General features: G+C 67.6%; 25 protein-coding genes. 14 read left to right on the forward strand and 11 right to left on the reverse strand.

Features of this window, described 5'->3' with window-relative positions; genetic code table 11:
* Positions 1–4: 4 nt before the first annotated feature.
* The 4 genes from LY44_RS07605 to nhaA form a co-directional block, all read right to left on the reverse strand.
* Positions 5–544 carry a hypothetical protein gene (locus LY44_RS07605; RefSeq protein WP_055213545.1) on the reverse strand — a complete coding sequence of 180 codons (540 nt, stop codon included), beginning with the start codon at positions 542–544 and terminating at the stop codon, positions 5–7.
* On the reverse strand, positions 537–1,436 hold the full coding sequence (mreC, locus tag LY44_RS07610) for a rod shape-determining protein MreC (protein WP_055213543.1): 900 nt from the start codon (positions 1,434–1,436) through the stop codon (positions 537–539). Before mreC ends, LY44_RS07605 begins: the two co-directional genes overlap by 8 nt.
* Positions 1,437–1,472: 36 nt before the next feature.
* Positions 1,473–2,510, reverse strand: a complete 1,038-nt coding sequence (locus LY44_RS07615; protein ID WP_055213541.1) for a rod shape-determining protein — start codon at positions 2,508–2,510, stop codon at positions 1,473–1,475.
* A gap of 145 nt (positions 2,511–2,655) precedes the next feature.
* Positions 2,656–3,825 (reverse strand): Na+/H+ antiporter NhaA, encoded by a 1,170-nt coding sequence (nhaA, locus tag LY44_RS07620; RefSeq protein ID WP_074553603.1) that lies wholly within the window; start codon positions 3,823–3,825, stop codon positions 2,656–2,658.
* Between the two features lie 149 nt (positions 3,826–3,974).
* Here nhaA and LY44_RS07625 point away from each other — a divergent pair, with 149 nt between their 5' ends.
* The 4 genes from LY44_RS07625 to LY44_RS07640 are packed head-to-tail and all read left to right on the forward strand — an operon-like array spanning position 3,975 to position 6,684.
* The gene (locus tag LY44_RS07625; RefSeq protein WP_055213539.1) at positions 3,975–4,460 is read left to right on the forward strand and encodes a GNAT family N-acetyltransferase; all 486 of its coding nucleotides are present in this window, start codon (positions 3,975–3,977) and stop codon (positions 4,458–4,460) included.
* Between the two features lie 17 nt (positions 4,461–4,477).
* The gene (locus LY44_RS07630) at positions 4,478–5,182 is read left to right on the forward strand and encodes a tellurite resistance TerB family protein (RefSeq protein ID WP_055213537.1); all 705 of its coding nucleotides are present in this window, start codon (positions 4,478–4,480) and stop codon (positions 5,180–5,182) included.
* Positions 5,182–6,210 (forward strand): endonuclease/exonuclease/phosphatase family protein, encoded by a 1,029-nt coding sequence (locus tag LY44_RS07635; RefSeq protein ID WP_055213535.1) that lies wholly within the window; start codon positions 5,182–5,184, stop codon positions 6,208–6,210. Before LY44_RS07630 ends, LY44_RS07635 begins: the two co-directional genes overlap by 1 nt.
* An 18-nt stretch (positions 6,211–6,228) precedes the next feature.
* Positions 6,229–6,684: a hypothetical protein gene (locus LY44_RS07640; RefSeq protein WP_223230732.1), complete on the forward strand. Its 456-nt coding sequence runs from the start codon at positions 6,229–6,231 to the stop codon at positions 6,682–6,684.
* A 237-nt stretch (positions 6,685–6,921) separates the two neighbouring features.
* Here LY44_RS07640 and ppx read toward each other — a convergent pair whose 3' ends face one another.
* The 6 genes from ppx to LY44_RS07670 form a co-directional block, all read right to left on the reverse strand.
* Positions 6,922–8,475: an exopolyphosphatase gene (gene ppx, locus LY44_RS07645; protein WP_055213533.1), complete on the reverse strand. Its 1,554-nt coding sequence runs from the start codon at positions 8,473–8,475 to the stop codon at positions 6,922–6,924.
* Between the two features lie 36 nt (positions 8,476–8,511).
* Positions 8,512–10,686 carry an RNA degradosome polyphosphate kinase gene (locus LY44_RS07650; RefSeq protein ID WP_055213531.1) on the reverse strand — a complete coding sequence of 725 codons (2,175 nt, stop codon included), beginning with the start codon at positions 10,684–10,686 and terminating at the stop codon, positions 8,512–8,514.
* A gap of 47 nt (positions 10,687–10,733) precedes the next feature.
* On the reverse strand, positions 10,734–11,411 hold the full coding sequence (locus tag LY44_RS07655; RefSeq protein ID WP_055213529.1) for a P-loop NTPase family protein: 678 nt from the start codon (positions 11,409–11,411) through the stop codon (positions 10,734–10,736).
* Position 11,412: 1 nt separating this feature from the next.
* Entirely contained in the window at positions 11,413–12,516 is a 1,104-nt protein-coding gene (locus LY44_RS07660) for an AI-2E family transporter (protein WP_055213527.1), read from the reverse strand.
* A gap of 149 nt (positions 12,517–12,665) precedes the next feature.
* The gene (locus LY44_RS07665; RefSeq protein ID WP_055213525.1) at positions 12,666–12,929 is read right to left on the reverse strand and encodes a hypothetical protein; all 264 of its coding nucleotides are present in this window, start codon (positions 12,927–12,929) and stop codon (positions 12,666–12,668) included.
* Between the two features lie 102 nt (positions 12,930–13,031).
* Positions 13,032–13,943: a LysR family transcriptional regulator gene (locus LY44_RS07670; RefSeq protein ID WP_055213523.1), complete on the reverse strand. Its 912-nt coding sequence runs from the start codon at positions 13,941–13,943 to the stop codon at positions 13,032–13,034.
* A 126-nt stretch (positions 13,944–14,069) separates the two neighbouring features.
* Between LY44_RS07670 and LY44_RS07675 the strand changes: the two genes are divergently transcribed.
* Entirely contained in the window at positions 14,070–14,495 is a 426-nt protein-coding gene (locus tag LY44_RS07675; RefSeq protein ID WP_055213521.1) for a DoxX family protein, read from the forward strand.
* A 56-nt stretch (positions 14,496–14,551) separates the two neighbouring features.
* Positions 14,552–15,382 (forward strand): 4,5-DOPA-extradiol-dioxygenase, encoded by an 831-nt coding sequence (ygiD, locus tag LY44_RS07680; RefSeq protein ID WP_055213519.1) that lies wholly within the window; start codon positions 14,552–14,554, stop codon positions 15,380–15,382.
* A gap of 4 nt (positions 15,383–15,386) precedes the next feature.
* Here ygiD and LY44_RS07685 read toward each other — a convergent pair whose 3' ends face one another.
* Positions 15,387–16,316, reverse strand: a complete 930-nt coding sequence (locus LY44_RS07685) for an L-lactate dehydrogenase (protein ID WP_055213517.1) — start codon at positions 16,314–16,316, stop codon at positions 15,387–15,389.
* Positions 16,317–16,609: 293 nt separating this feature from the next.
* Here LY44_RS07685 and LY44_RS07690 point away from each other — a divergent pair, with 293 nt between their 5' ends.
* The 8 genes from LY44_RS07690 (at position 16,610) to ftsA (ending at position 24,923) form a co-directional block, all read left to right on the forward strand.
* Entirely contained in the window at positions 16,610–17,779 is a 1,170-nt protein-coding gene (locus tag LY44_RS07690) for a peptidoglycan glycosyltransferase FtsW (protein WP_055213515.1), read from the forward strand.
* 11 nt (positions 17,780–17,790) lie between these two features.
* Positions 17,791–18,894 (forward strand): UDP-N-acetylglucosamine--N-acetylmuramyl-(pentapeptide) pyrophosphoryl-undecaprenol N-acetylglucosamine transferase, encoded by a 1,104-nt coding sequence (locus LY44_RS07695; RefSeq protein WP_065118443.1) that lies wholly within the window; start codon positions 17,791–17,793, stop codon positions 18,892–18,894.
* Positions 18,891–20,297 (forward strand): UDP-N-acetylmuramate--L-alanine ligase, encoded by a 1,407-nt coding sequence (gene murC, locus LY44_RS07700; protein ID WP_055213513.1) that lies wholly within the window; start codon positions 18,891–18,893, stop codon positions 20,295–20,297. Before LY44_RS07695 ends, murC begins: the two co-directional genes overlap by 4 nt.
* A gap of 23 nt (positions 20,298–20,320) precedes the next feature.
* On the forward strand, positions 20,321–20,560 hold the full coding sequence (locus LY44_RS07705) for a DUF2484 family protein (protein ID WP_055213511.1): 240 nt from the start codon (positions 20,321–20,323) through the stop codon (positions 20,558–20,560).
* A 185-nt stretch (positions 20,561–20,745) separates the two neighbouring features.
* Complete coding sequence (gene murB, locus LY44_RS07710; protein ID WP_055213509.1) at positions 20,746–21,666, forward strand: UDP-N-acetylmuramate dehydrogenase; 921 nt, start codon at positions 20,746–20,748, stop codon at positions 21,664–21,666.
* Between the two features lie 112 nt (positions 21,667–21,778).
* Entirely contained in the window at positions 21,779–22,657 is an 879-nt protein-coding gene (locus tag LY44_RS07715) for a D-alanine--D-alanine ligase (RefSeq protein ID WP_236692567.1), read from the forward strand.
* A complete protein-coding gene (locus LY44_RS07720) occupies positions 22,645–23,598 on the forward strand; it encodes a cell division protein FtsQ/DivIB (RefSeq protein WP_055213505.1) in 954 nt (317 codons plus the stop codon). The genes LY44_RS07715 and LY44_RS07720 overlap by 13 nt, the downstream gene beginning before the upstream one ends.
* The gene (gene ftsA, locus LY44_RS07725) at positions 23,595–24,923 is read left to right on the forward strand and encodes a cell division protein FtsA (RefSeq protein ID WP_055213503.1); all 1,329 of its coding nucleotides are present in this window, start codon (positions 23,595–23,597) and stop codon (positions 24,921–24,923) included. The genes LY44_RS07720 and ftsA overlap by 4 nt, the downstream gene beginning before the upstream one ends.
* The last annotated feature ends 36 nt before the right edge of the window (positions 24,924–24,959 follow it).

Here is a 24,959-nt window from a genome sequence, read left to right on the forward strand (position 1 = left end):
CCGTTCACAACGGCCGCCCGAGGTCGTCGACCTCGCCCGGCGCGGCGCGGCGCAGCCCGAAGGCCAGCGCCGACAGCGCCACGACGAAAGGATAGGCGACAAAGGTCGCCAGCATGCGCAAAACTTCGCGACCGAGCGGCGGTTGCTCGACCATGACCAGGCCCAGGATGAAGCGGTTCGCCAGCAGCATCCCCACCATCACCGAGCCGATCAGCACCGCTTCCAGCACGAAGGGCAGATCGCGCGAGCTTTCCTCGCGCGCGCGCAGGAATTCGGTGCCGCCCAGAACGATCAGCGTCCAAAGCCCGATCGGGCGCCAATAGATGAAATCTTCCAGCAGGAAGGCCACGACGATCAGCGCTGCGGGCAGGTAATCGGGGCGGCGCATCACCCAGGCCAGCGTCAGCGCCAGCGTCAGGTCCGGGCCCGGAAACCCGTCCGAGACCGGGTTGATCGGCAGCATCCGCAAAAACAGGATGATCAGCACCAGGCCAAGATAAAGCGCCGCATGCGCCAGCCGGCGCGAGGTGACGGGGTCAACCATCCTCGCCCCCGGAGGCGGCGGGGGGCAGGGGCTCGATGGCGGGCGGCGGCACGAGCGGGCCGACGTCCTTGATCCGCTCGGCCGGATGCGAGCGCAGGACGCGCAGGAAATCAAGGCGTTGGTAATCGGCGGCCAGAAGCACGCGCAACCGGCGGTCCTGCCCCTGCACGACCTGGCCGACCAGCAGCCCGGCCGGGAACACCCCGCCATCGCCCGAGGTCACGACCCGGTCGCCCGGCCGCACCAGATCGGGGTTTTCGAGGAAATCGAGCGGCGGCAGGGTCGAATTGTCGCCCGCCAGCAGCGCGCGCTGCCCGGCGGGCTGGATCGTCACCGGCACGCGCGACGCGGTATCGGTCAGCAGAACCACCCGGCTTGTCGTCTTGCCGACGCCGGAAATGCGGCCCACCAGCCCCAGCCCGTCCATCGTCGCCCAGCCGTCGACGATGCCATCGCGCGAGCCGACGTTGAGCAGCACCGATTGCCGGAACGGGCTGCCGCTGTCGGCCAGCACCACCCCCGAAACCGAGGTCAGCTTCGGATCCAGCCGCACCTGGTTTTGCGCCAGCAGCTTGGCGTTTTGCTGCTCCAGCTGCACCGCCGCCTCCTTCCACGCCTTCATCTGCTGAAGTTCACGGCGAAGCTCTTGATTTTGTTCGTAAATGCGGGCGTAGCTTTGAAAGCCCTCGACCATGCCAAGCGCCTTCGTCACCGGCACCATCGCCCAGTCGAAGGTCGGCACGAAACGGTCGACAAAGGTCGAGCGCAAGCGCTCGACCCGCGGGCCGTCGATGCGCCACAAAAGGAAAGAAAGGGCAAGCCCGACCGCCAGCACCGCAATCAGGATGCGGCGCAGCGGTCCGGCATAGTCCTCGTCGCGGTCTCGTGCCACGCAAGCCTCCGGTCACGACTGGAACTGGGCAGGGCCTCAGCTGTCGTAGTCGATCACATGCCGCAGTTGCTTTTCGTATTCCAGCGCCTTGCCGGTGCCCAGAGCCACGCAATTGAGCGGCTGATCGGCGATGGAAATCGAGAGCCCGGTCTGTTCGCGCAAGGACAGATCCAGCTCGCCCAGCAGCGCGCCGCCGCCGGTCAGCATCACGCCGCGGTCGACGATGTCGGCGGCCAGATCGGGGGGCGTGGTTTCCAGCGCCTGCATCACCGCATCGCAGATCTGTTGCACGGGTTCCGCCAGCGCCTCGGCGACCTGGGCCTGATTGATTTCCATTTCCTTCGGCACGCCGTTGAGCAAATCACGCCCCCGCACCAGCAGGCTGGCACCGCGGCCGTCATCGGGCATGCGCGCGGTGCCGATCGTGGTCTTGATCCGCTCGGCGGTGGATTCGCCGATCAAAAGGTTCAGATTGCGGCGCAGATAGGAGATGATCGCCTCGTCCATGCGGTCGCCGCCGACGCGGACCGAGCGCGCGTAAACGATGTCGCCGAGCGAGAGCACCGCGACTTCGGTGGTGCCTCCCCCTATATCGACGACCATGTTCCCCGTGGGATCGGTGATCGGCATGCCCGCGCCGATCGCCGCCGCGATCGGTTCCGCCACCAGACCGGCGCGACGCGCGCCCGCCGACAGCACCGATTGCCGGATCGCACGCTTTTCAACCGGCGTCGCGCCATGCGGCACGCAAACGAGGATCTTCGGCTTCGAGAAAGTGGAATGCTTGTGGACCTTGCGGATGAAGGTCTTGATCACTTCCTCGGCACTGTCGAAATCGGCGATCACGCCATCGCGCATCGGCCGGATCGCCTCGATCGAGCCGGGGGTCCGGCCGAGCATCAGCTTGGCATCCTCGCCCACGGCCAGGACCTGTTTCTTGCCGTCCTTGACGTGATAGGCCACCACCGAGGGCTCGTTCAGCACGATGCCCTTGCCCTTGACATAGACCAGCGTATTCGCCGTCCCAAGGTCGATTGCCATGTCGGAAGAGAAGATTCCGCCCCACCCGCTCATATCGCCGTTCCCATGATGATGCTGCCGCGACTCGGCTCCGAGCCCGGTTTCAGCCCATATAGGCAAAGCCCCCGCGCGGGGAAAGCCGCTATCGCCGAAATCGGCGGATTGACGGCGGCGGCGGGGCTGCCCGGGCCGGGGCGGCTCATCGGGCGGGCTCCGCGCGCAGCGGCGCAAGGCGCAGCACGGCAAAGCCCATCAGCGCCGAGACCAGCGAGCCCGCCAGAACACCCAGCCGCACCGCGTTCATTTCGACATCGGTTTCAAAATTCAGCGAGCCGATGAAGAGCGACATGGTGAAGCCGATCCCCGCCAGCGCCGAGATGCCGTAAAGCTGCAGCCAGCCGGTGCCCTCGGGCAGGCGGGCAAAGCCCAGTTTCACCAGCGCGAAAGTGGCGCCAAAGACGCCCAGCTGCTTGCCCACCACCAGGCCCAGCGCGATGGCAAGCGGCAGCGGCGCGGCCAGATCGGCCAGGCCAAGGCCGCTCAGGTTGACGCCCGCATTGGCCAGCGCGAAGATCGGCACGATCAGGAAGGCGACATAGGGCGCCAGCCCATGTTCCAGCGCATGCAGCGGCGATTTGCCGAAGCGGTCGCGGATCGGCAGGAAGAAGGCGGTGATCACCCCCGCCAGCGTCGCATGCACCCCCGATTTCAGCACCAGCACCCAAAGCACCGCGCCAAGGATCAGCGTCGGCGCGATCCGATGCGCGCCAAACCAAAGCCGCAGCGCCATCAGCGCGATCGGGATCAGCGCCAGCGCCAGATAGATCGGCTTCAGCGTCGCGGTGTAGAACAGCGCGATCACCAGAATGGCGCCAAGGTCATCGAGGATCGCCAGCGTCAGCAAGAACAGCTTCAGCGCCGGCGGCACCCGCGGTCCCAAGAGCGCCACCACCCCCACCGCAAAGGCGATGTCGGTCGCCGTCGGGATCGCCCAGCCGGTGCGGTGCAACGGATCGGACCAGGTGAAGGCGAGATAGATCAGCGCGGGCGCGATCATCCCGCCCAGCGCCGCCACCCCGGGCAGCACCACATTCGAGGGCGTCTTCAGCCGCCCCGCGCGCAGCTCGTGTTTCAGCTCCAGCCCGACCAGCAGGAAAAAGATCGCCATCAGCCCGTCGTTGATCCAAAGGATCAAGGGTTTCGACAGCCCCGTCTCGCCCAGCGCGACGGTGAATTTCAGGTGCAGAACCTGCGTGTAAAGCGCCGCAAGCTCGGAATTCGCCAGGATCAGCGCCACCACCGTTGCCAAGATCAGCATGATGCCGCCGGCGGCCTCATGCGCGAAAAGTGTCTCGATCCGTCTCAGCACGGGCGCTCCTCTCGTTGTTGCTTGTTCGAAAATGGGGGTTGAGACCCCGGGTGCAAGAAAAATCGACCCTTGGCCCGTCGTTTTCGCGACTCTGGCGCCGATTGCATCTGCGGCGGCCCCGGGCCATGGTGCGCGAAAGGAGATGCCCGATGATCCGCCCCGCCACCCCCGCCGATGTTCCGGCCATTCTTGGCTTCTGGAATCCGCTGATCGAAACCGCCACCGTGGGCTTCTCGCCGACGCCGCATACGGTCGAGAGCCTGACCGCGCAGATCGCCGCCCGGCAGGCCGACGACCGCGCCTTTCTGGTGGCCGAGATCGGCGGCGCGGTGGCGGGCTTTGCCAGCTATGACCAGTTCCGCAAGGGGCTTGGCTATGCGCGCTCGATGGAACACACGATCATCCTGTCCGAGGCGTCGCGGGGGCAGGGCGTCGGCCGGGCGTTGATGGCGGCGATCGAGGACCATGCCCGCGCGCGGAGCGCGCATCTGATGGTGGCGGGGGTGTCGGCGGAAAACCCGGCCGGTCTGCGCTTTCACGCCGCGGTGGGCTATGCCGAGGCCGGGCGGATCGCCGGGGCCGGATACAAATTCGGCCGTTTTATCGACCTTGTGCTGATGCAAAAGCTGCTCTGACCGTTTAGACTGGCGCCATGGACAAGCCGCTTTCCCTTTGGGCCCGCATTGGCGAGGCGCTTTCGGCTCTCGCCCGGGGCGAGGGGCTTTCGGCGGTTTTCGACCATCTGAAAACCCCGCCCGAACGCACCGTCGCCTTCACCATCGCGGTGATCGCGCTGGGCGCCAAGATGGCCAAGGCCGATGGCCGCGTCACCCGCGACGAGGTGACGGCCTTTCGCCGCGTCTTCGTGATCCCGCCCGAGGAAGAACAGAATGCCGCCCGCGTCTTCGACATGGCGCGGACCGATGTGGCGGGCTTTGACGCCTATGCGCGCAAGATCGTGGCGATGTTCGGCCCCGGCGCGCCGGTGCTGCAGGATCTGCTGGAAGGGCTTTTCACCATCGCGCTGGCCGATGGCGAATATCACGACAACGAGGATGCCTTCCTGCGCGAGGTCTCCGCGATCTTCGGGCTGGACGAGGCCTGTTTCCGCTCGATCCGCGCGACTTATGTGGCCGATGCCGCGCCCGATCCCTGGTCGGTGCTGGAACTGGCGCCGGGATCGGATCTGGCGGCGGCGCGGGCGCGCTGGAAGGCGATGGTGCGCGAGGCCCATCCGGATCGTGCGATGGCGCGCGGCCTGCCGCCCGAGGCGGTGAAACTGGCCGAGGAGCGGATCATCGCGCTCAACCGCGCCTGGGCAGAAATTTCGGCCGGGGCGAAACAGGCGGCGCTCTGATGCGGATCGCCTGTTACAATGTCGAATGGTTCACCGCGCTTTTTGACCGGCGCGGGCGGATTCTGGAAGATGCGGGGGAGTCCGGGCGGTATGGCGTGACCCGGGCCGAGCAGCTGGGCGCGCTTGGCATCGTTTTCACCGCGCTGGACGCCGATTGCATCGTCATCGTCGAGGCCCCCGACGACAACACCCGCCGCAAGACCGTGCCGATGCTGGAAGCCTTTGCGGCGAAATTCGGGCTGCGGCAGCGGCGCGCGGTGATGGGCTTTGCCAATGACACGCAGCAGGAAATCGCCGCGCTTTATGACCCCGAAGTGCTGCGCCTGTCGCATGATCCCGCCGAGGGCAGCGCCACCGCGCCGCGGTTTGATCGGTCGCTGAAGATCGATCTCGATGTCGATGACCGGCTGGATACGGTGCGGTTTTCGAAACCGCCGCTGGAAGTGCAGCTGGAGGTTCTGACCGGCCCCGCGGCGGGCAGGCGGCTGCGGCTGATCGGGGTGCATCTGAAATCGAAGGCGCCGCATGGGGCGAATGATCCGGCCGCCGAGGTGCGGCTGGGGATCGAGAACCGCCGCAAGCAGCTGGCGCAATGTCTGTGGCTGCGCCGTCGGGTCGACGACGTTCTGGACGCGGGCGAAAGCCTGATCGTGCTGGGCGATTTCAACGACGGGCCCGGGCTGGACGAATACGAGGCGCTGTTCGGCCGTTCGGGGCTTGAAATCGTGCTGGGCACCGGCGGGCCGCCCGCGCGGCAGCTGCATGACCCGCATGCAAGGCTGCCGCGCGGCAAGACGACGGCGCTGCCCGCCTCGGCGCGGTTCTTCATCCCCGAGCCGCCGCCGGGGCGGTTCTTGTCGGCGATGCTGGATTATATCGCGCTTTCGCCCGATCTGTGCGCGCATGCACCGAAATGGCGGATCTGGCATCCGTTTGACGATCCTGGCTGTTATCAGCTGGCGGACCTGCGCGAGGCCTTGCTGCAGGCCTCGGATCATTTTCCGGTCTCGGTGGATTTGGCGCTTTGAGGCGCTTATATTGGCGGCATGAAACCGCAACCGCTTCTTTTGGCCTCTGCCGCGCTCGCCCTTGCTTTGGGCGGCTGGTTCGTCTGGGCCGAGGAGGCGCCGCAACCCGTGCCGCCCCCCGTGCCGCCCCCGGTGGCGGAGGTGCCCGCGCCGAGCCCGCGCGATGACATGGCGGCGGGCAAGTCACTGGTGGAGCGGGGCGCGGACATGTTCCTGCGCGGGCTGCTTGAGGAAATGGCGCCCCAGATCGAGGACATGCAAAAGGGCTTGGGCGAAGCCGCCGACAAGCTTGGGCCGAAGCTGCGCGAGATCCTGGCGCTGATCGACGATGTGCGGAACTATCAGGCGCCCGAGCGGCTGCCGAACGGCGATATCGTGATCCGCCGCCTGCCGGATGCGCCGAAGCCGCCGCCCTTGCCCGCGCCCGATGACCGGGCGAAGCCGGCGATGCCGGGGCCGGTGACGGATCTGTAGCCCGTTTGCCGCGAAGGATCGGGCGGAACAGGAAAGGCATTGCCTTTCCCCGCCCGTGGCACAGCGGCGGTGACAAGACCGTTTCCGCAAGCGTGACAGAGGGCAGCGCCCGGCCCGGCGGGCGAGAAGCGCCCGCCATGGGCGGGGCGGGCGCTGCCCGAGTGCCTGAAGCACTCGGGGGTCACGGGACCATGTCAAGGCGTGGCGAAGGCGATGGCCTTCGCCAAATCGGCCGCCTCAGCCCGGCAGCACCACCATCGGCGTGGCCTTCATCGCCGCGGCCAGCGCGGCGAACCGGGCCTCGGCCACCTCGCCGAAAAGCCCCGCGCCGCGTTTCGTCAGCCGCAGCTCGATCGCATTCGTCGTCGCGTTGTAGTCCAGCTCCCCGGCATCGCCCGGATCCTGGATCGAAAACATCGCGCCAAAGCGCATCGCCTTGCCCAGGATCTCCGCCTCGCGCAGCTGTTCGGGCGACAGCAGCGAGAAGAGCGGCTCGAACCGGCTGCCTGCGCGCGAATTCTTGTAGCGATGCAGCAGAGACACCCCCAGAAACACCCGTTCGGGATGGCTCAGCGCCGCCATGTTGGCGCGGGTGACATTGTCGAAACAGGCTTCGGCGCGGTAATCGGGATGGGTGCGCCAGGTGGTGTCATGAAGCAGGCAGGCCGCCCGGATCAGCCGGTAGCGCTTGGGCGAGACCTCGCCGAAGAGCGGCTGGATGAAGGCATGCAGCCGCTTGCCGAAGCCCGGCAGCCGCGACATCGTGCGTTCGGCATGGCGACAGGCCTCGATCAGGGGATCGCGCGCCCGCAGCTTGTCGGGCATCTTTTCGTAGAGCAGCCCCTCGCGGATGCCATAGGAGGAAACGTCGATTTCCCTGGGCTTGAAGGTCTCGATCAGCTCGCGCAGCACCATCGCGGCCAAGGGCACCAGCTCCATTCGCGCTTCCGAGGTGCCGGTCTTCGCGCGCAGCGCCGCCATGTCCTGCTTGGCCACCCAGTCGAGCGTTTTCAACAGGTTCTCCGGATCCATCCGGTATTCGTGCAAGACCAGCAGCGGATAGTTGCGCCGTTCCATGTCCAGCCGCGCAATCGCCCGCCACGAGCCGCCGACCAGATAGAGCCGCTCATGGCCCAGCCCGACCGCGGCGGCCAGCTTCGCCATGTGTTCGCGGATATGCGCGGTCAGCTCCTTGCGGCCGCCCTTGACCTGCTGCAGCCGGAACGGACCGAGCGGCGAAGTCGCCCGCGCGCCCACCTTGCCGCCGCCCAGAACCGCCAGTTCCATCGAGTTTCCGCCGATGTCGCAGATGATCCCCTGCGCCTCGGGCCAGCCGACCAGCACGCCCTGCGCCGAAAGCCGCGCCTCCTCGGCGCCGTCGATCACATGCAGCCTGAGGCCGGTTTCCTGCTCGACCTGCTTTTGAAACGCCGGGCCGTCCTTGGCTTCGCGCACCGCGGCGGTGGCGACGCAGGTCAGCGGCCCGATCTCCATGCCCTTGGCCAGAAGCGCAAAGCGCTTCAGCGCCGCCAGCGCCCGGGCGCGGCCCTTCGGGAACAGCATCCCGGTTTCCGCCAGCCCCTGACCCAGCCCCGCCATCACCTTTTCGTTGTAGAAATAGGCGGGCGAGCGGGCGGCGCCGTCAAAGACCACCATCCGCACCGAGTTCGAGCCGACATCGACGACGCCGACGCGCGAGAGCGCCCGCGCGGACGGGTCATCGAAAAGCTCGCGCCCGAAAGGATCCCAGTCCTCGTTGTCCGAGTGCGGGGCAACGGTCTTTGCGATCATCGGGCAGCCTGCTGAGTCGTTACGGTGTGAGCGATATCACGCTATCGTGTCCAGGGGGGAATGGGCAAGGGCAGGAACGTCCTTTGCCCCCGCCGAGCCCCGCCCCGAGAGCGACGGATTTTCCATGAAGTAATGATGGCAGGAAAAAAGCTCTTTCCCTTCAGGCAGATGGCGGGTGTAGTGACCGTCGGGGCCCAAAAGCCAGCTTTGCGCCGTATCGGCCATGTTCGCGGTCATGATCTGGCCCACGATCTGCGCCTTCACCGTCTCGTTCTTCGCCTCGACCAGGGTTTCGACCCGCCGCGTCAGGTTGCGGCCCATCCAGTCGGCCGAGGACATGAAGACCCGCGCCTGATCCGAGGGCAGGCCGTGGCCATTGCCGAAACAGACGATGCGGGAATGTTCCAGGAACCGCCCGACGATGGATTTGACCCGGATGTTTTCCGACAGGCCCTTGATGCCGGGCCGCACGCCGCAGATGCCGCGGGTGACGATCGAGATCTTCACCCCGGCATTCGAGGCGGCATAAAGCGCGTCGATCACCTCGGGGTCGATCAGGCTGTTCATCTTTGCCCAGATCTCGGCCGGGCGCCCGGCTTTGGCATGGTCGATCTCGGCGGCGATCAGCTCCAGCAGCCGCGGCTTGAGCGTGATCGGCGAGATCGCGAGGTTTTCCAACCCCGCGGGCTGCACATAGCCCGAGAGATAATTGAAGACCTTGGTCGCGTCACGGCCCAGCTGCGCATCGCAGGTGAAGAAGCTCAGATCGGTATAGATCCGCGCGGTGATCGGGTGGTAGTTGCCGGTGCCATAATGCGTGTAGGTGACCAGCGCATCGCCCTCGCGCCGCACCACGGTCGAGATTTTCGCATGGGTTTTCAGATGCATGAAGCCATAGACCACATGCGCCCCGGAGCGTTCGAGCCGCCGCGACTGGCGGATGTTCGCCGCCTCGTCGAACCGCGCCTTCAACTCCACCAGTGCGGTCACCGACTTGCCCGCCTCGGCCGCCTCGCACAGGGCATCCACCACGGGGCTGTCCTTGGAGGTGCGGTAGAGCGTCTGCTTGATCGCCAGCACGTTCGGGTCATGCGCCGCCTGATTGAGGAAGCGGATCACCAGATCGAAGGTCTCGTAGGGGTGATGCAGCAGGATGTCTTTCTGCCGGATCGCCGCGAACATGTCGCCCGCGTGATCCTCGACCCGTTCGGGCACGCGCGGGGAAAACGGCGGCCAAAGCAGGTCGGGGCGGCTTGAGAGCACCAGCTGCGACAGATCGGCGATGCCGAGCAGGCCCTTGACCTCGACCACCGCATCGGGGGCGACCTGCAATTCGTCCATGATCAGACGGCGCAGCGCCTCGGGGGCGCCCGCCGAGATCTTCAGCCGGATCACCTGACCGCGGCGACGGCGTTTCAGCGCGGTTTCGAACTCGCGCACCAGATCTTCGGCCTCGTCCTCGACCTCAAGATCGCTGTCGCGCAGCACCCGGAAGGCGCAATGGCCGGTGTCGGCATAGCCGGGGAAAAGCATCCCCAGATGCAGCAAAAGCAATTCTTCGAGCGGCAGGAAGCGGGCCTCGCCGGGCAGGCGCACGAAGCGGGCGATCTGCTGCGGGATCGGCAGCAGCGCCTGCATCCGGCGCTTGTCGATCTCGCGTTCCAGTTCCAGCGCCAGACAGAAGCCGGTGTTCGGAATGAAGGGGAAGGGGTGGGCCGGGTCGATCGCCAAGGGCGAGAGCACCGGGAAGACATTGGCCAGAAAATGCTCGGACAGAAAGGCGCGGTCGCGGGCGTTGATCTTGGTGCGGGTCAGCAGCTGGATGCCCTCGGTCTCCATCTCGCGGCGCAGCCGGTTGAAGGTGATCTGCTGCGTTTCCATCAGCTTGCGCGCATCGGCGTTGATCAGCACCAGCTGTTCCGCCGGTGTCAGCCCGTCATCCGAGGGCACGACGTTGCGTTCGCGCACCAGCTCCATCAGCCCGGCGACGCGGACGGTGTAGAATTCGTCCAGATTGTTGGCCGAGATCGACAGGAAGCGCAGCCGTTCCAGAAGCGGCACGCGCGGATTTTCCGCCTCTTCCAGAACCCGCCAGTTGAAGGCGAGCCAGCTCAATTCCCGGTTGAAGAACCGCTTTGGCCCGGTGCGTTCTTCGTCCGGGATGGTGACGGGGGCGGGGTAGGGGGCGGAGAGGAAATCGGCGAGTGTCATGGGGCGCTTATGCTTTTCGATTGTGACGGCGCGATGACAGTTTGGCTTCAGCCTTGCAGCCTGTCCAGCACTTCGGCGGCCATCGCACGGGTAATTGCGCGGCCCTCGGCCAAAGCCCTTGCGTCAAGCGCCTCCACCACCGCCCGCGCGGTGCCCAGCGCGCGTTCCATCCGCAAGACCAGCCAGTCGATCAGGCTTTGCGGCACCGTCAGCTGCCGGTCGGCGAAAAGCTTGACCAGCACGGCGGCCAGCAGCGCCTCGTCGGGCGGCGCGATGCGGACCGATTGCGTCGCATCAAGGCGGCTTTTCAGATCGGGCAGCGCCACGCCCCAGTCGCGCGGCGGGGTGGGCGCGGTGATCAGGCAGCGCCCGCCCTCGGCCGCGGTCAGGTTCAGCAGGTGAAACAGCGCCTGTTCCGCCGCCGCCCGCCCGGCCAGATGCTGCGCATCCTCGATCACCACGGCGCCGGTCGCGGCCAGATCGGCCACCGCCTCGGGGCGCAGATCGGCGGCGGGGCGGATCACCGCGCCGCGCTCGGACGCCCAGATCGCCGCCAGATGGCTTTTGCCCGCGCCCTCGGGGCCCAGAAGCAGCATCCGGCCCTGCGCCCAGGTTTCGGGCGCATCAAGTAGGCTCAAGGCCAGCGCATTGGCCGGGGCGACGAAGAAATCCTCGCGTCCTTCGGCGACGCGCACCGGCAGCGGCAGGGGCAACTGGCGGGTCATGTCAGGCCTTGGTCTCGGTGGCGTCGGAGAGCGTCGTCGGCGTATCGTCCAGCCCGGCAAGGCCGCGGTACAGCCGCCCCTGCCGGTAATGATCGATCGCGAAGCGGATCAGCACGCCGATCACCGCCGAGACCGGCACCGCGACCAGCATGCCGACAAAGCCGAAAAGCGTGCCAAAGGCGGAGAGCGCGAAGATCAGCCACAGCGGATGCAGCCCCACCGAATTGCCGACCAGCCGCGGGGTGATCACGTTGCCTTCCAGAAACTGGCCGATGGCGAAGATCCCGGCGACAAGGCCGATCGACATCCAGTCGCCCCAGAATTGAAACAGCGCCAGCCCGATCGCCAGCGCGCCGCCGACCAGCGCGCCGACATAGGGAATGAAGGTCAGCGCCCCGGCGATGGCGCCTGCGAGCAGACCGAAGCTCAGCCCCGCCGCCATCAGCGCGGCGGCATAGAACGCGCCCAGAATCAGGCAGACCGAGACCTGCCCGCGCACGAAGCCCGACAGCACCCGGTCGATGTCGCGGCCCAGCTGCCGGATCGTCGGCGCATGGTCGAGCGGCAGAAGCGTGTTGATCTGCGCCACCATCCGGTCCCAGTCGAGCAGCATGTAAAAGGTCACCACCGGCACGACGACGAGGAAGACCACCGCATTCACCAGCGTCATCGCCGAGGACAGGATCCCCTGCGCCAGTTCCCCGCCGCGCGCCTTGATCGCATTGCCGAGGCTGGTCAGCGATTCATTGATGATCGAGCCATGTTCCATCATCGAGGGGAAGGTGGAGGTCAGAAACCCCTGCAATCTGGTGGCGATGACCGGGGCGGTCTCGACCAGACCGATGAGCTGGCGCACCAGAAGCGGCGCCACGGCCAGCGCCAGAATGACGATGCCCAGCGTGGCGATCAGCGCGATGGTGGTGGTGGCCAGCGCCCGGCTCAGCCCCAGCCGCTCCAGCCGGTCGGCCAGCGGATCGAGGAAATAGGCGATGGCGCCGCCCACCAGAAAGGGCAAGAGCACGTCGCCCAGTTTCCAAAGCACCAGAACAAACACCGCGGCCGTGAGGCCCCAGATGGTGATTTGACTGCGAACCGGCAGGGCCATGCGCCTCTCCTTGCGAGTACCGGGGCAAAATCGGGGTTTTGCGGCCCGGTTGCAAGGGCCGATGCGGTGAAAACTAGGCCGGATCAGCGGCCGAGGTCAGAGGGCGCCCCGGCGCCCTCTGGCGCCGACGTCGGGGGCGCCCCGGCGCCTCAGGCGCCGACGTCGGGGGCGATCGTCATTTCGGCGGTGCCGGGGCCGGGATAGCGGAAGGCCATGCGCAGAAGCGGCGGCGGCGACATCCGTTCAAGCTTGCGGAATTTCACCGCAAAGCCAAGGCTTTCCAGATGCGCCATCATTTCGGCGCCGTGTTCGGGCGTGCCGCCGATCTGGCGCAGCTCGATGATGCGGATGCCGCGCAGATGGTGGCGCAGCCGGGCGTGGTCGCTTTCGATCAAAAAGGGCACATGGGTCATGGCTGCAGCATGGCAAGGGACATGCCCGGCGCCAACTGGTTTTTTCGTGACGGGGCAATCCCGCGCGGGCTGTTGCCGATCCGACGCGGCGCCCGGGCGGGGCTAAAGGATCCCGGCATGGCGGATGTCCTCGGCGGCGAAATCGATCAGCGCCCGCAGCTTGCGCGGCAACACCCGGCCTTCCAGATAGACCGCGCTGACCGGGCTGGGCGGGCTGTCGAACCCGGTCAGCACCGGCACCAGCGCCCCCGTCTCCAGCGCGCCGCAGACCGCGAACCGCGGCGCATGGGCGATGCCAAGGCCCGCGATTGCCAGTTCGGCCGCCGCCCGCGCCGAATTGACGTGAAACCGGCCCTGCACCGTGACCTCCCGCACCGCCCCCTCCCGCAGCGCGCCGCCCGCATGGAACTGCCAGCGCCGCGGCAGCTGCCGGTTGGTGTCGACGATGCAATCATGCCGCACCAGATCCTCGGGCTGCGCGGGCGTGCCATGCGCGGCCAGATAGGCGGGGCTCGCCACCACCACGGTCCGGCTTTCGCCCAGCCGCCGCGCCTTCAGCGACAGCATGTCCGAGCGGCCGATGCGAAAGGCGACATCGATCCCGTCGCGCGCCAGATCGACGAAACGGTCGCTCAGCCGCAGATCGAAATGCAACCCCGGATGCGCCGCGGCGAACCGCGCCAGCATGCCGCCCACATAGATCTCGCCCAGCGTCACCGGCGCCGAAAGCCGGATCACCCCGGAAAACCCGCGCGAGCCCTCGGAGACCCCCGCCAGAAGATCGTCGAGATCATCGAGCAGCGCCGGCGCCCGGGCCAGAAGATCCGCCCCCGCGGGCGTCAGACCGACGCGCCGCGTGGTGCGCTGCAACAGCCGCACGCCCAGCCGCGCCTCCAGCTCCGCGACATATTTCGAGGTCAGCCGGTTCGACACCCCCAGCTGATCGGCGGCGGCGGTGAAAGACCCGGTCTGCGCCGTGGCGACAAAGGCCCGCAATTCCTCGGTGATGTCCATCCGGTCCCCATTCGGAACAAATCAGGGATAGTCATTCCGGATATTCGCCATTTTGTGCGGGGTGCGCAAGGCCTATTCCGGTTGCAGCAAGGCCGCGTCGGGCGGCCCCGAACAGGAGTTTTCCAGATGACCACGCCCCCCGCCGCCGCCGATTATGCCGCCACGCTGTTGCGCCTCACCTCAGGCGTGACCTTCCTTGCCCATGGGCTGCTCAAGGTGACGGTGTTCACCACCCCGGGCACGGTGGGCTATTTCGAAAGCCTCGGCCTGCCGGGCGCCTTTGCCTATCTGACGATCCTGGCCGAGCTGGGCGGCGGGCTGGCGCTGGTGCTGGGCGTCGCCACGCGGGCGGTGGCGCTGGCGCTGATCCCGGTGCTGCTGGGCGCGGTCTGGGTGCATGCGGGCAACGGCTGGCTGTTCTCGGGCACCGGCGGCGGCTGGGAATTCCCGCTGTTCTGGGCGATGATCCAGCTGGTGATCGCGCTTTTGGGGGCAGGGGCCTTTGCGCTGCGCCTGCCCGGTCTGAGCCGCCGCCTTGGCATCTTCGCCTGACCGCCCCTCATCGCCCGCGGCCCAGACCCGCGGGCGGTCCGCACAAGGAGAAAGCCATGCACCCCGTCTCCTCTCTCTCGGCCCTGCGCGACCGCTTCGCGCCCTCGGACCGGATGCCGTTGGTCTTTCTGGGCCACGGCAGCCCGATGAACGCGATCGAGGACACGGCCAACAGCCGTGCCTGGACCGCGCTCGGCCGCAGCCTGCCGCGGCCGAAAGCGATCCTGGTCGTCTCGGCGCATTGGATGACGCGGGGCACGACGCTCGTCGATGTCTCGGCGCTGCCGCGCACGATCCATGATTTCTACGGCTTCCCGCAGGCGCTCTTCGATCAGCGCTATCCGGCCCCGGGCGCTCCGGCGCTGGCGCGCGAGGTGGTCTCGCTTCTGGCCAGCCACCGGGCCGCGGGCGACGAGACCTGGGGGCTTGATCACGGCGCCTGGACGGTGCTGAAATACCTTTACCCCGAGGCCGACGTGCCGGTGTTTCAGGTCTCGATCGATATGGGCCGCGATCTGGCCCATCAGCTCGCCATCGGCCGCACCCTGTCAGAGCTGCGCAACCGCGGCGTGCTAATCCTCGGCTCGGGCAATGTGGTGCACAACCTGCGCGCGGTGAGCTGGGGCGATGACGCGAAACCCCTTGATTTCGCACAGGACTTCGATGCGCTGTTCACCGGTCGGCTGACCGATCGCGATTTCGCGGCACTTGCCGACCGCGCCGGGCTGGGGCCGCTTTTGCAGCAGGCTCATCCGAGCCTCGATCACTACCTGCCGACGCTGACCATCGCGGGCGCCTCGGATGCGGGCGACGATCTGACCTTTCTGACCGAGACGATCGATCTGGGCGCGATCTCGATGCGCTCCTTCGTCTTTCACCCGCGCTGAGCGCTCACCACAGCCCCTCGGCGCTTTCCTTCAGGACCGCGGCCGAGCGGTGCAGCGCCGCCCATTCCTCCGCATCCAGCGAGGGCACCAGCGTCGAGACCACCCCGGCCGCGCCGATCACCCGCGGCAACGACAGCGCCACATCGGCGATCCCCGCCACCTCGGGCGAGCGGATCGAGACCGACATCACCGCGCGCTGATCGTCGCGGATCGCCTGCACCAGCCGCGCCAGCCCGGCGCCGATGCCATACCAGGTCGCGCCCTTGCCCGCGATGATGCGGTAAGCGGCCTGCCGCACGCCTGCATCGATCTTCGCCCGCACCTCCTCGGTGATCGCGACGCCCAGCTGTGACGCGATCCGGTCCAAAGGCTCGGCGCCGACCCGCGCGCTCGACCAGGCCAGCACCTCGCTGTCGCCATGCTCGCCCAGCACGAAGCCATGCACCGAATGCGCCGCCAGCCCCAGATGCCCCGCCAGCAGCGCCCGGAACCGCGCCGAATCAAGCAGCGTGCCAGTGCCGATCACCCGTTCGGGCGGCAGGCCCGAGACCCGCTGCGCCACCTCGGTCATGATGTCGACCGGGTTCGAGGCGACGATCAGCAGCGCCTCGGGGGCATGGGCGCGCACCTTCGCGATGACGTCGGAAAACACCTCGGCATTGCGGGACAGAAGGCTGAGCCGGCTCTCGCCCGGCTTTTGCGCCACCCCCGCCGCCAGAATCACGATGCCCGCCCCCGCCAGCACCTCGTAATCGCCCGCGCCAAGCTTCACCGGATGCGCGAAGGGCACGGCATGGCCGATATCCTCGGCCTGGGCCTGCGCTAAGGCCGCGTTGCGATCGACAAACACCACCTCGGACGCGCCGCCGCGCATCGCGATGGCAAATCCCGCCGCCGAGCCGACCATCCCCGCGCCCACGATTCCGACCTTCATCGCCCGTCTCCTGATTGTGATGGCGCTACCATGGCACGCTCACGCGCCCGCGCAACCCCGTTTTCGCCGCCGCCGCCCCTTTGCCGCAATCCCGGTTTTCCTTGGCGCAAATACGCCCGGGGGTGCGGGGGCGGAGCCCCCGCGGGTCGCCCCGGCCCTGCCGGGGCGAAAGCCTCCCCGCGCTGCGGCCCGGCAAAAGCTCTGGTCAGAAGGGGCGACTTGGGCTAAAGTCGGCGCCAAGACCCGATAATCGGGCGTTTCTCGGCAGATCAGGCAAACGAGCGGTTTTCGCGATGACGGAAATGGTTTTCGGCACCGTCCCCTTGCGGGCGACGGATCCCGTGCTTCCACGCTGGTGGCGCACGATCGACAAATGGGCGCTGACCGCGGTCTTCGCGCTCTTTGGCGTCGGCATGCTTCTGGGCCTTGCAGCCTCGGTGCCGCTTGCCGAAAAGAACGGGCTTGAACCCTTCTATTACGTCAAGCGCCAGGCGCTGTTCGGCGGCGTCGGCCTTGTCGTGATGGTCGCGCTTTCGATGATGAGCCCGCAGCAGGTCCGCCGCATCGGCGTCGTGGGTTTCGCGCTCGCCTTCCTCACCCTGATGGCGCTGCCGGTGATCGGCACCGATTTCGGCAAGGGCGCGGTACGCTGGATCTCGCTCGGCTTCGCCTCGTTCCAGCCCTCGGAATTCCTCAAGCCCGGCTTCGTCATCGTCTCGGCCTGGTTCATGGCCGCCGCGCTGGAAGTGGCGGGCCCGCCCGGGCGGCTTTACTCCTTCTGCCTCACCGCGCTGATCGTCGTCACGCTCGCGCTGCAGCCGGACTTCGGCCAGGCCTCGCTGATCCTCTTCTCCTGGATGGTGATGTATTTCGTCTCCGGCGCGCCGATCCTGCCGCTGGTCGCGGCGGGCGGGCTGTCCGTCGCGGGCGGGGTCATGGCCTACAACATGTCCGAACACGTCGCGCGCCGGATCAACGGCTTTCTTTCGGCCGAGGTCGATCCGCGCACCCAGATCGGCTATGCCACGAACGCGATCCAGGAGGGTGGCTTCTTCGGCGTCGGCGTCGGCGAGGGTTCGGTGAAATGGTCGCTGCCCGACGCCCATACCGATTTCATCGTCGCCGTCGCGGCCGAGGAATACGGCCTTGTCCTCGTTTTGGGCATCATCGCGCTTTATGCCGTCGTCGTGCTGCGCTCGCTCAGCCGGATGATGGCCGAACGCGACCCCTTCGCGCGGATCGCGGGCACCGGCCTTGCCTTCGCCTTCGGCGTGCAGGCGCTGATCAACATGGGCGTGGCGGTGCGGCTTTTGCCCGCCAAGGGCATGACGCTGCCCTTCGTCAGCTATGGCGGCTCCTCGGTGATCGCCTCGGGCATTGCGCTCGGCTTCCTGCTCGCGCTCACCCGCACCCGGCCGCAAAACGAGATCGCCCGGATTCTCGGCAATCGTCCCGCCGCCTGAGGGAGGGTGACATGGATCACGCGAAACCGCCTCTGCTTCTGATCGCTGCCGGGGGGACCGGGGGGCATATGTTCCCGGCTCAGGCGCTGGCGGAGGCGATGGTCCGCCGCGGCTGGCGGGTGAAGCTTTCGACCGATGCCCGCGGCGCCCGCTATGCCGGGGCCTTTCCGGCGCAGGTGCCGGTGGAACAGGTGGCCTCGGCCACCTTTGCCCGTGGCGGCGTGCTGGCGAAACTGGCCGTGCCGTTCCGGCTGGCGGGGGGGATGGTTTCGGCGATCGCCCGCAATCTGCTGGACCGGCCCGCCGTCGTCGTGGGCTTTGGCGGCTATCCGACGATCCCGGCGCTCGCCTCGGCGCTGGCTCTGGGCGTGCCGCGCGCGATCCATGAACAAAACGGCGTGATGGGCAAGGTCAACCGCGTCTTTGCCCGCCGCGTCCATGCCTTTGCCTGCGGCACCTGGCCCACCGACCTGCCGCCCGGCGTGCAGGGCACTCCGACCGGCAACCCGGTCCGCGCCGCCGTCGTCGAACGCGCGGGCGCCCCCTATATTCCGCCGGGCGATTACCCGATGTCGGTGCTGGTGATCGGCGGCTCGCAGGGGGCGCGGATCCTCTCGGACCTTGTTCCCGCCGCCTTTGCCGCGCTGCCCGAGAGCTTGCGCCGCCATCTGCGCGTCGCCCATCAGGCCCGCCCCGAAGATGCCGACCGCGTCACCGAAGCCTATGAACGCGCGGGCATCGAGGCCGAGGTCGCGCCCTTCTTCGCCGATGTCCCCCGCCGTTTGGCGGAATGCCAGCTCGTCATTTCGCGCTCGGGCGCCTCCTCGGTCGCCGACATTTCGGTGATCGGGCGGCCTGCGATCCTCATTCCCTATGCCGCCGCGACGGGCGATCACCAGACCGCCAATGCCCGCGGCCTGACCGAAGCGGGCGCCGCGATCCTGATCCCCGAGACCGCCGCCTCGGTCGCCACGCTCTCCAGCCAGATCGCGCTTGTTCTGGACAATCCCGAAGGCGCGGTGCAAATGGCGCGGGCAGCGCTGGCCGAAGGCATCCCCGATGCCACGGCGCGGCTCGTGACCATCGTCGAAAAGCTTGCAGGACCCCGCCCATGAACGCGACCAAATTGCCCGGAGAGCTGGGCCCCATCCATTTTATCGGCATCGGCGGCATCGGCATGTCGGGCATTGCCGAGGTGCTGATGACGCAGGGCTTTTCGGTGCAGGGCTCGGATGCGAAAGCGTCGAAGATCACCGACCGGCTGGTGGAACTGGGCGCGACGTTTTTCGAAGGCCAGCGCGCCGAAAACATCGGCGCCGCCGCGGTGGTGGTGATTTCCTCGGCGATCAAGCCGGGCAATCCGGAGCTTGAAGAAGCCCGCCGCCGCCATCTGCCCGTGGTGCGCCGCGCCGAGATGCTGGCGGAACTGATGCGGCTGCGCTCGAACATCGCCGTGGCGGGCACGCATGGGAAAACCACCACGACGACGATGGTGGCGACGCTGCTCGACAAGGGCGGCTTTGATCCGACCGTGATCAACGGCGGCATCATCCATGCCTACGGCTCGAACGCGCGGGCCGGGGCGGGGGAATGGATGGTGGTCGAGGCGGATGAAAGCGACGGCTCCTTCAACCGGCTGCCCGCGACGATCGCCATCGTGACGAATATCGACCCCGAACACATGGAGCACTGGGGCACGATCGAGAACCTGCGCAAGGGCTTTTACGATTTCGTCTCCGGCATCCCGTTCTACGGTCTCGCCGTCTGCTGCACCGACCACCCCGAGGTGCAGGCGCTGGTGGGCAAGATCACCGACCGCCGCGTCGTGACTTTCGGTTTCAACGCCCAGGCCGATGTGCGGGCGGTGAACCTGCGCTTCGAGGGCGGGCGCAACTGCTTTGACATCCAGCTGCAGGCCGAGGGCGCGGTGATCGAGGGCTGCACCCTGCCGATGCCGGGCAATCACAACGTCTCGAACGCTTTGGCCGCCGTTGCCGTCGCCCGCCATCTGGGCATGAAGAAGGACGAGATCCGCGAGGCGCTGGCGCATTTCGCCGGCGTGAACCGGCGCTTCACCAAGGTGGGCGAGGTGCTGGGCGGCGTCACGGTGATCGACGATTACGGCCATCATCCGGTTGAAATCGCAGCCGTGCTGAAGGCGGCGCGGCAGGCGGTTTCCGCCACTCCGGGCGCGCGGGTGATCGCGGCGCATCAGCCGCACCGCTACACCCGGCTGCAGAACCTGTTCGATGATTTCTGCACCTGCTTCAACGAGGCCGATGTCGTCGCCATCGCCGATGTCTATGCCGCGGGCGAGGAGCCGATCCCCGGCGCCTCTCGCGATGATCTGGTCTCGGGTCTGATCCGCCACGGCCACCGCCACGCCCGCGCGCTTTTGAACGAGGAAGATCTGGCGCGGCTGGTCAGGGAACAGGCGCGTCCCGGCGATATCGTGGTGTGCCTTGGCGCCGGGACGATCTCGACCTGGGCGAACGGATTGCCCGCGAAACTCGGATAACCCGGCAGCATCGGAGGACAGCCATGACGCTTTCGCTTGCCACCGCTTGTCTCTGGGCGGTGATCGCTTCCCTCATCGCGCTGGGGCCGCGCCGGTTTCACTGGCGCGCCGCCTGGGCGCTGATCGCGGTCGGGGTGCCGATCCTGGGCTGGGTCACCTATGAGAACGGCCCGGTCTGGGGGATGGGCGCGCTGGCGGGGGGGCTGAGCGTGCTGCGCTGGCCGGTGCGGCGGCTCTTTGCCGCGATGCATCCGCGCGACTGACGGGCGGGGCAGGGGGGCGCTGCCCCCCTCTTTTGGCTGCGCCAAAATTCACCCCCCGGCGTATTTGCGCCAAGAAAAAACGGCGGGCTTTTTCTTGGCGCAAATACGCCGGGGGGAGTCCGCTTGCGGACGGGGGGCAGCGCCCCCCTCTTGCCCCATTGGGGTGCTCTCGCTATGGCAGGGGGATGGACAAGCTGAGCTATACCCCGCGCGGCGCGCTGACGCCGAATTACCCCCTGGCCGATCTGACCTGGCTGCGCGTCGGCGGTCCGGCCGATTGGCTGTTTCAGCCCGCCGACGAGGCGGATCTCAGCGCCTTTCTGGCGGCGCTGCCTGCCGATGTCGCGGTCTTTCCGATGGGGGTGGGCTCGAACCTGATCGTGCGCGACGGCGGGCTGCGCGCCGTGGTGATCCGGCTGGGCCGCGGTTTCAGCGCGATCGATGTCGAGGGCGACCGGGTGACGGCGGGGGCTGCCGCGCTCGATGTCCATGTCGCGCGCAAGGCGGCCGAGGCCGGGCGCGATCTGACCTTTCTGCGCACCATTCCGGGCGCGATCGGCGGCGCGGTGCGGATGAATGCGGGCTGCTATGGCGCCTATGTCGCCGATCATCTGATCTCTGCCCGGGTCGTGCTGCGCTCGGGCGAAAGTGTTGAAATCAAAGCCGAAGATCTGCATCTGGCTTATCGCAGCTCGACCCTGCCCGAGCAGGCGGTGATCATCGCCGCGACCTTCCGCGCCGCGCCGGGCGATCCCGCGGCGCTGGCCGCGCGGATGGCCGAACAGATCGCCAAGCGCGACGCCAGCCAGCCGACAAAGGCGCGTTCGGCCGGATCGACCTTCCGCAACCCCTCGGGCGCGTCCTCCACCGGTCGCGCCGATGACAGCCAGGAGCTGAAGGCCTGGAAGGTGATCGACGATGCGGGCATGCGCGGGGCAAGGCTGGGCGGCGCGCAGATCAGCGAAATGCACTCGAATTTCCTGATCAATGCGGGCGGCGCGACGGCGCGCGATCTGGAAACATTGGGCGAGGAGGTGCGCAAAAAGGTTTTGCAGACGCAGGGAATTTCGTTAGAATGGGAAATCATGCGCGTGGGCGAATATTGAGGTCGTCGCGCAGTCCATAACAAGATGCGGCAGAACAGCCCGGGGGCGAACCCCGGCAAATGCGAAAGTGGCGGGCATGTCGAGCAGGACGGTCCCCCTCGTGGCGGTACTCATGGGCGGACCCTCGGCCGAGCGCGAGGTGTCATTGTCCTCCGGGCGCGAATGCGCCAAGGCACTGCGGGCGGCGGGATACGATGTGGCGGAAATCGATGCGGGGGCGGACCTTGCAGAGCGTCTTCGGGCGCTGAGGCCCGATGTCGTTTTCAACGCGCTGCATGGCCGCTGGGGCGAGGATGGCTGCGTGCAAGGCATCCTTGAGTGGCTGCGGCTTCCCTATACGCATTCGGGCGTGCTGGCCTCGGCGCTGGCGATGGACAAGACCCGCGCCAAGGCCGCTTACAAGGCCGCCGGGCTGCCCGTGGTCGAAAGCCGTCTGGCGGGCAAGGCCGAGGTCATGGCGGCGCATGTGCTGCCCGCGCCCTATGTGGTCAAGCCCAACAACGAGGGATCGTCCGTCGGCGTCTATCTGGTGCTGGATGGTGCCAATCGGCCGCCGCAGCTTTCGGACGAGATGCCCGAGCTGGTGATGGTGGAAACCTATGCGCCGGGGCGGGAACTGACCTGCACGGTGATGGGCGACCGGGCGCTCTGCGTGACCGAGATCCTCACCACCGGCTGGTATGATTACGCCGCGAAATACACTGCGGGCGGGTCGCGGCATGTCTGCCCGGCCGATCTGCCCGCCGAGATCGCCGCGACGATCCGCGACTATGCCCTGCGCGCGCATCAAGCGCTGGGGTGTCGCGGCCTGAGCCGCACCGATTTTCGCTGGGATGAAAGCCGCGGCGCCGCCGGGCTGATCCTTTTGGAAACCAACACCCAGCCCGGCATGACGCCGACCTCGCTGGCCCCGGAACAGGCGGCGGCCGAGGGGATGTCATTCGCCGATCTGTGCCGCTGGATGGTGGAGGATGCCTCATGCGACCGCTGATCGCCGAGCCGCGCTATCCGCAGGCGCCCGGGGCGGGGGCGGCGAAACTGGCCCTGAAGCCCGCCGCAGCCGCAAGGCCGCCGCGGCGCAGCGTGGCGCCGACCCGGCTCTCGTTCCGGCTGGAGCGGCTCTGGCTGACGCCGGTCGTGCGCGTCGTTACCCGTGTCGGCGTGCCGGTGTTCTGCGTCACCCTGGGCCTTGGCCTGTGGCTGGGCAATGACGACCGCCGCGCCGATCTGATCGAATGGTCGCAGGATCTGCGCATGCAGATCGAGAACCGCCCCGAATTCCAGCTCTCGACCCTGGCCATCGAGGGCGCCTCGCCCGAGGTCGAAGGCGCGGTCCATGCGCTGTTGCCGGTGCGGCTGCCCGCCTCGCGCTTCGCGCTGGATCTGGATGGCTACCGCGCCGCGATCCTGCGGCTTGACGCGGTGAAGACGGTGGCTTTGGTGGTGCAGCCGGGCGGCACGCTCTCGGTGCGGGTGACCGAGCGCGAGCCGGTGATCTTGTGGCGCACCGCGCTGGGGCTGCAGATGCTGGATGAAAGCGGGCACCGCACCGCCTCGCTGACCCGGCGCGACGCCCGCCCCGACCTGCCGCTGATTGCGGGCGAGGGGGCGGATCAGGCCGTACCCGAGGCGCTGGCGATCCTGGCGGCGGCCAAGCCGATCCTGCCGCGGGCGCGTGGGCTGATCCGCATCGGCGAGCGGCGCTGGGACATCGTGCTGGACAACGACCGCCGCATCCTGCTGCCCGAGAAAGACCCGGTGCAGGCAATCGACCGGGCGCTGGCGCTCAATGCCGCCGAAGACCTTCTGAGCCGCGATTTCTCCCGGCTTGACCTGCGCAATGCAACCCGGCCGACGATCCGCCTCAGCGCGCCCGCGCTGGTGGCGCTGCAGCAGGCGGCCGCGCAAACCACATCGGGGGCGTCGCGATGACCGAGTTCCACAAGACTCAGCGTGCCATGCGGACGATGCGCACCACCGCGATGGCGCGCGGCGTGATCGCGCTGCTGGATATCGGCACCTCGAAAGTGTCCTGTCTGGTGCTGCGCTTCGAAAACCCGGAAGCGGCGAATGATGTCGTCACGCCGCTGTTCCAGCAATCGGCGATGCGGGTGATCGGGGCGAAGACCATTGCCTCGCAAGGTGTCCGCTACGGCGAGATAGACGCGATGGCGGAAACCGAACGCGCGATCCGCACCGCGGTGCAGGCGGCGCAGAAGATGGCGAATACCCGCGTCGATCACGTCATCGCCTGCTTTGCCGGTGGCGATCCGCGCAGCTACGGGCTGGCCGGAGAGGTCGATGTGGCGGGCAGTCATGTCGAGGAACAGGATGTCGCCCGGGTGCTGGCCGCCTGCGACATGCCCGACATCGGCTGGGGTCGCGAGGTGCTGCATGCCCATCCGGTGAATTTCGCGCTCGATCACCGCTCGGGGCTCTCGGATCCGCGCGGCCATGTCGGCGCGAAACTGGCCACCGACATGCACATGCTGACCGTCGATGCCGCCTCGGTGCAGAACATCATCACCTGCATCCGGCGCTGCGATCTGGAACTGGCGGGGATCGCCTCTTCGGCCTATGTGGCGGGGCTTTCGGCGCTGGTCGAGGATGAACAGGAACTGGGCGCGGCCTGCATCGACATGGGTGGCGGCGCCACCGGCGTCTCGATCTTCCTGAAAAAGCACATGATTTTCGCCGATACCGTGCGGATGGGCGGCGATACCGTCACCCGCGACATCTCGGCCGGGCTGCAGGTGCCGATGGCGCTGGCCGAGCGGATCAAGACCTTCCACGGCGGCGTGCATGCGACCGGGATGGACGACCGCGAGATGATCGAGCTGTCGGCGAATTCGGGCGACTGGGAAAAGGACCGCCGCCAGATCAGCCGCACCGAGCTGATCGGCATCATGCGCCCGCGTGTCGAGGAAATCCTCGAGGAGGTCCGCGCAAGTCTGGACGTGGCCGGCTTCGACCTGCTGCCGAGCCAGCAGATCGTGCTGACCGGCGGCGCCAGCCAGATCCCCGGGCTGGACATGCTGGCGGCGAAGATCCTGGGCCAGAACGTGCGGCTGGGCCGACCGATGCGCGTTCAGGGCATGCCCGAGGCGATGCGCGGCCCGGGCTTTGCCGCGATGGTCGGTCTGGCGCTGTTCGCGGCCTGTCCGCAAGACGAATGGTGGGATTTCGAGATCCCGCTGGAACGCATGGGAGGGCGCTCGTTCAAGCGCGCGATCCGCTGGTTCCGCGACAATTGGTAGACCTATCCACAGGGTGAAAGCCGATTCGCTTCCCCA

The sequence above is a fragment of the Rhodobacter capsulatus genome (genome assembly GCF_003254295.1).
Classification (GTDB): Bacteria; Pseudomonadota; Alphaproteobacteria; order Rhodobacterales; family Rhodobacteraceae; genus Rhodobacter; species Rhodobacter capsulatus.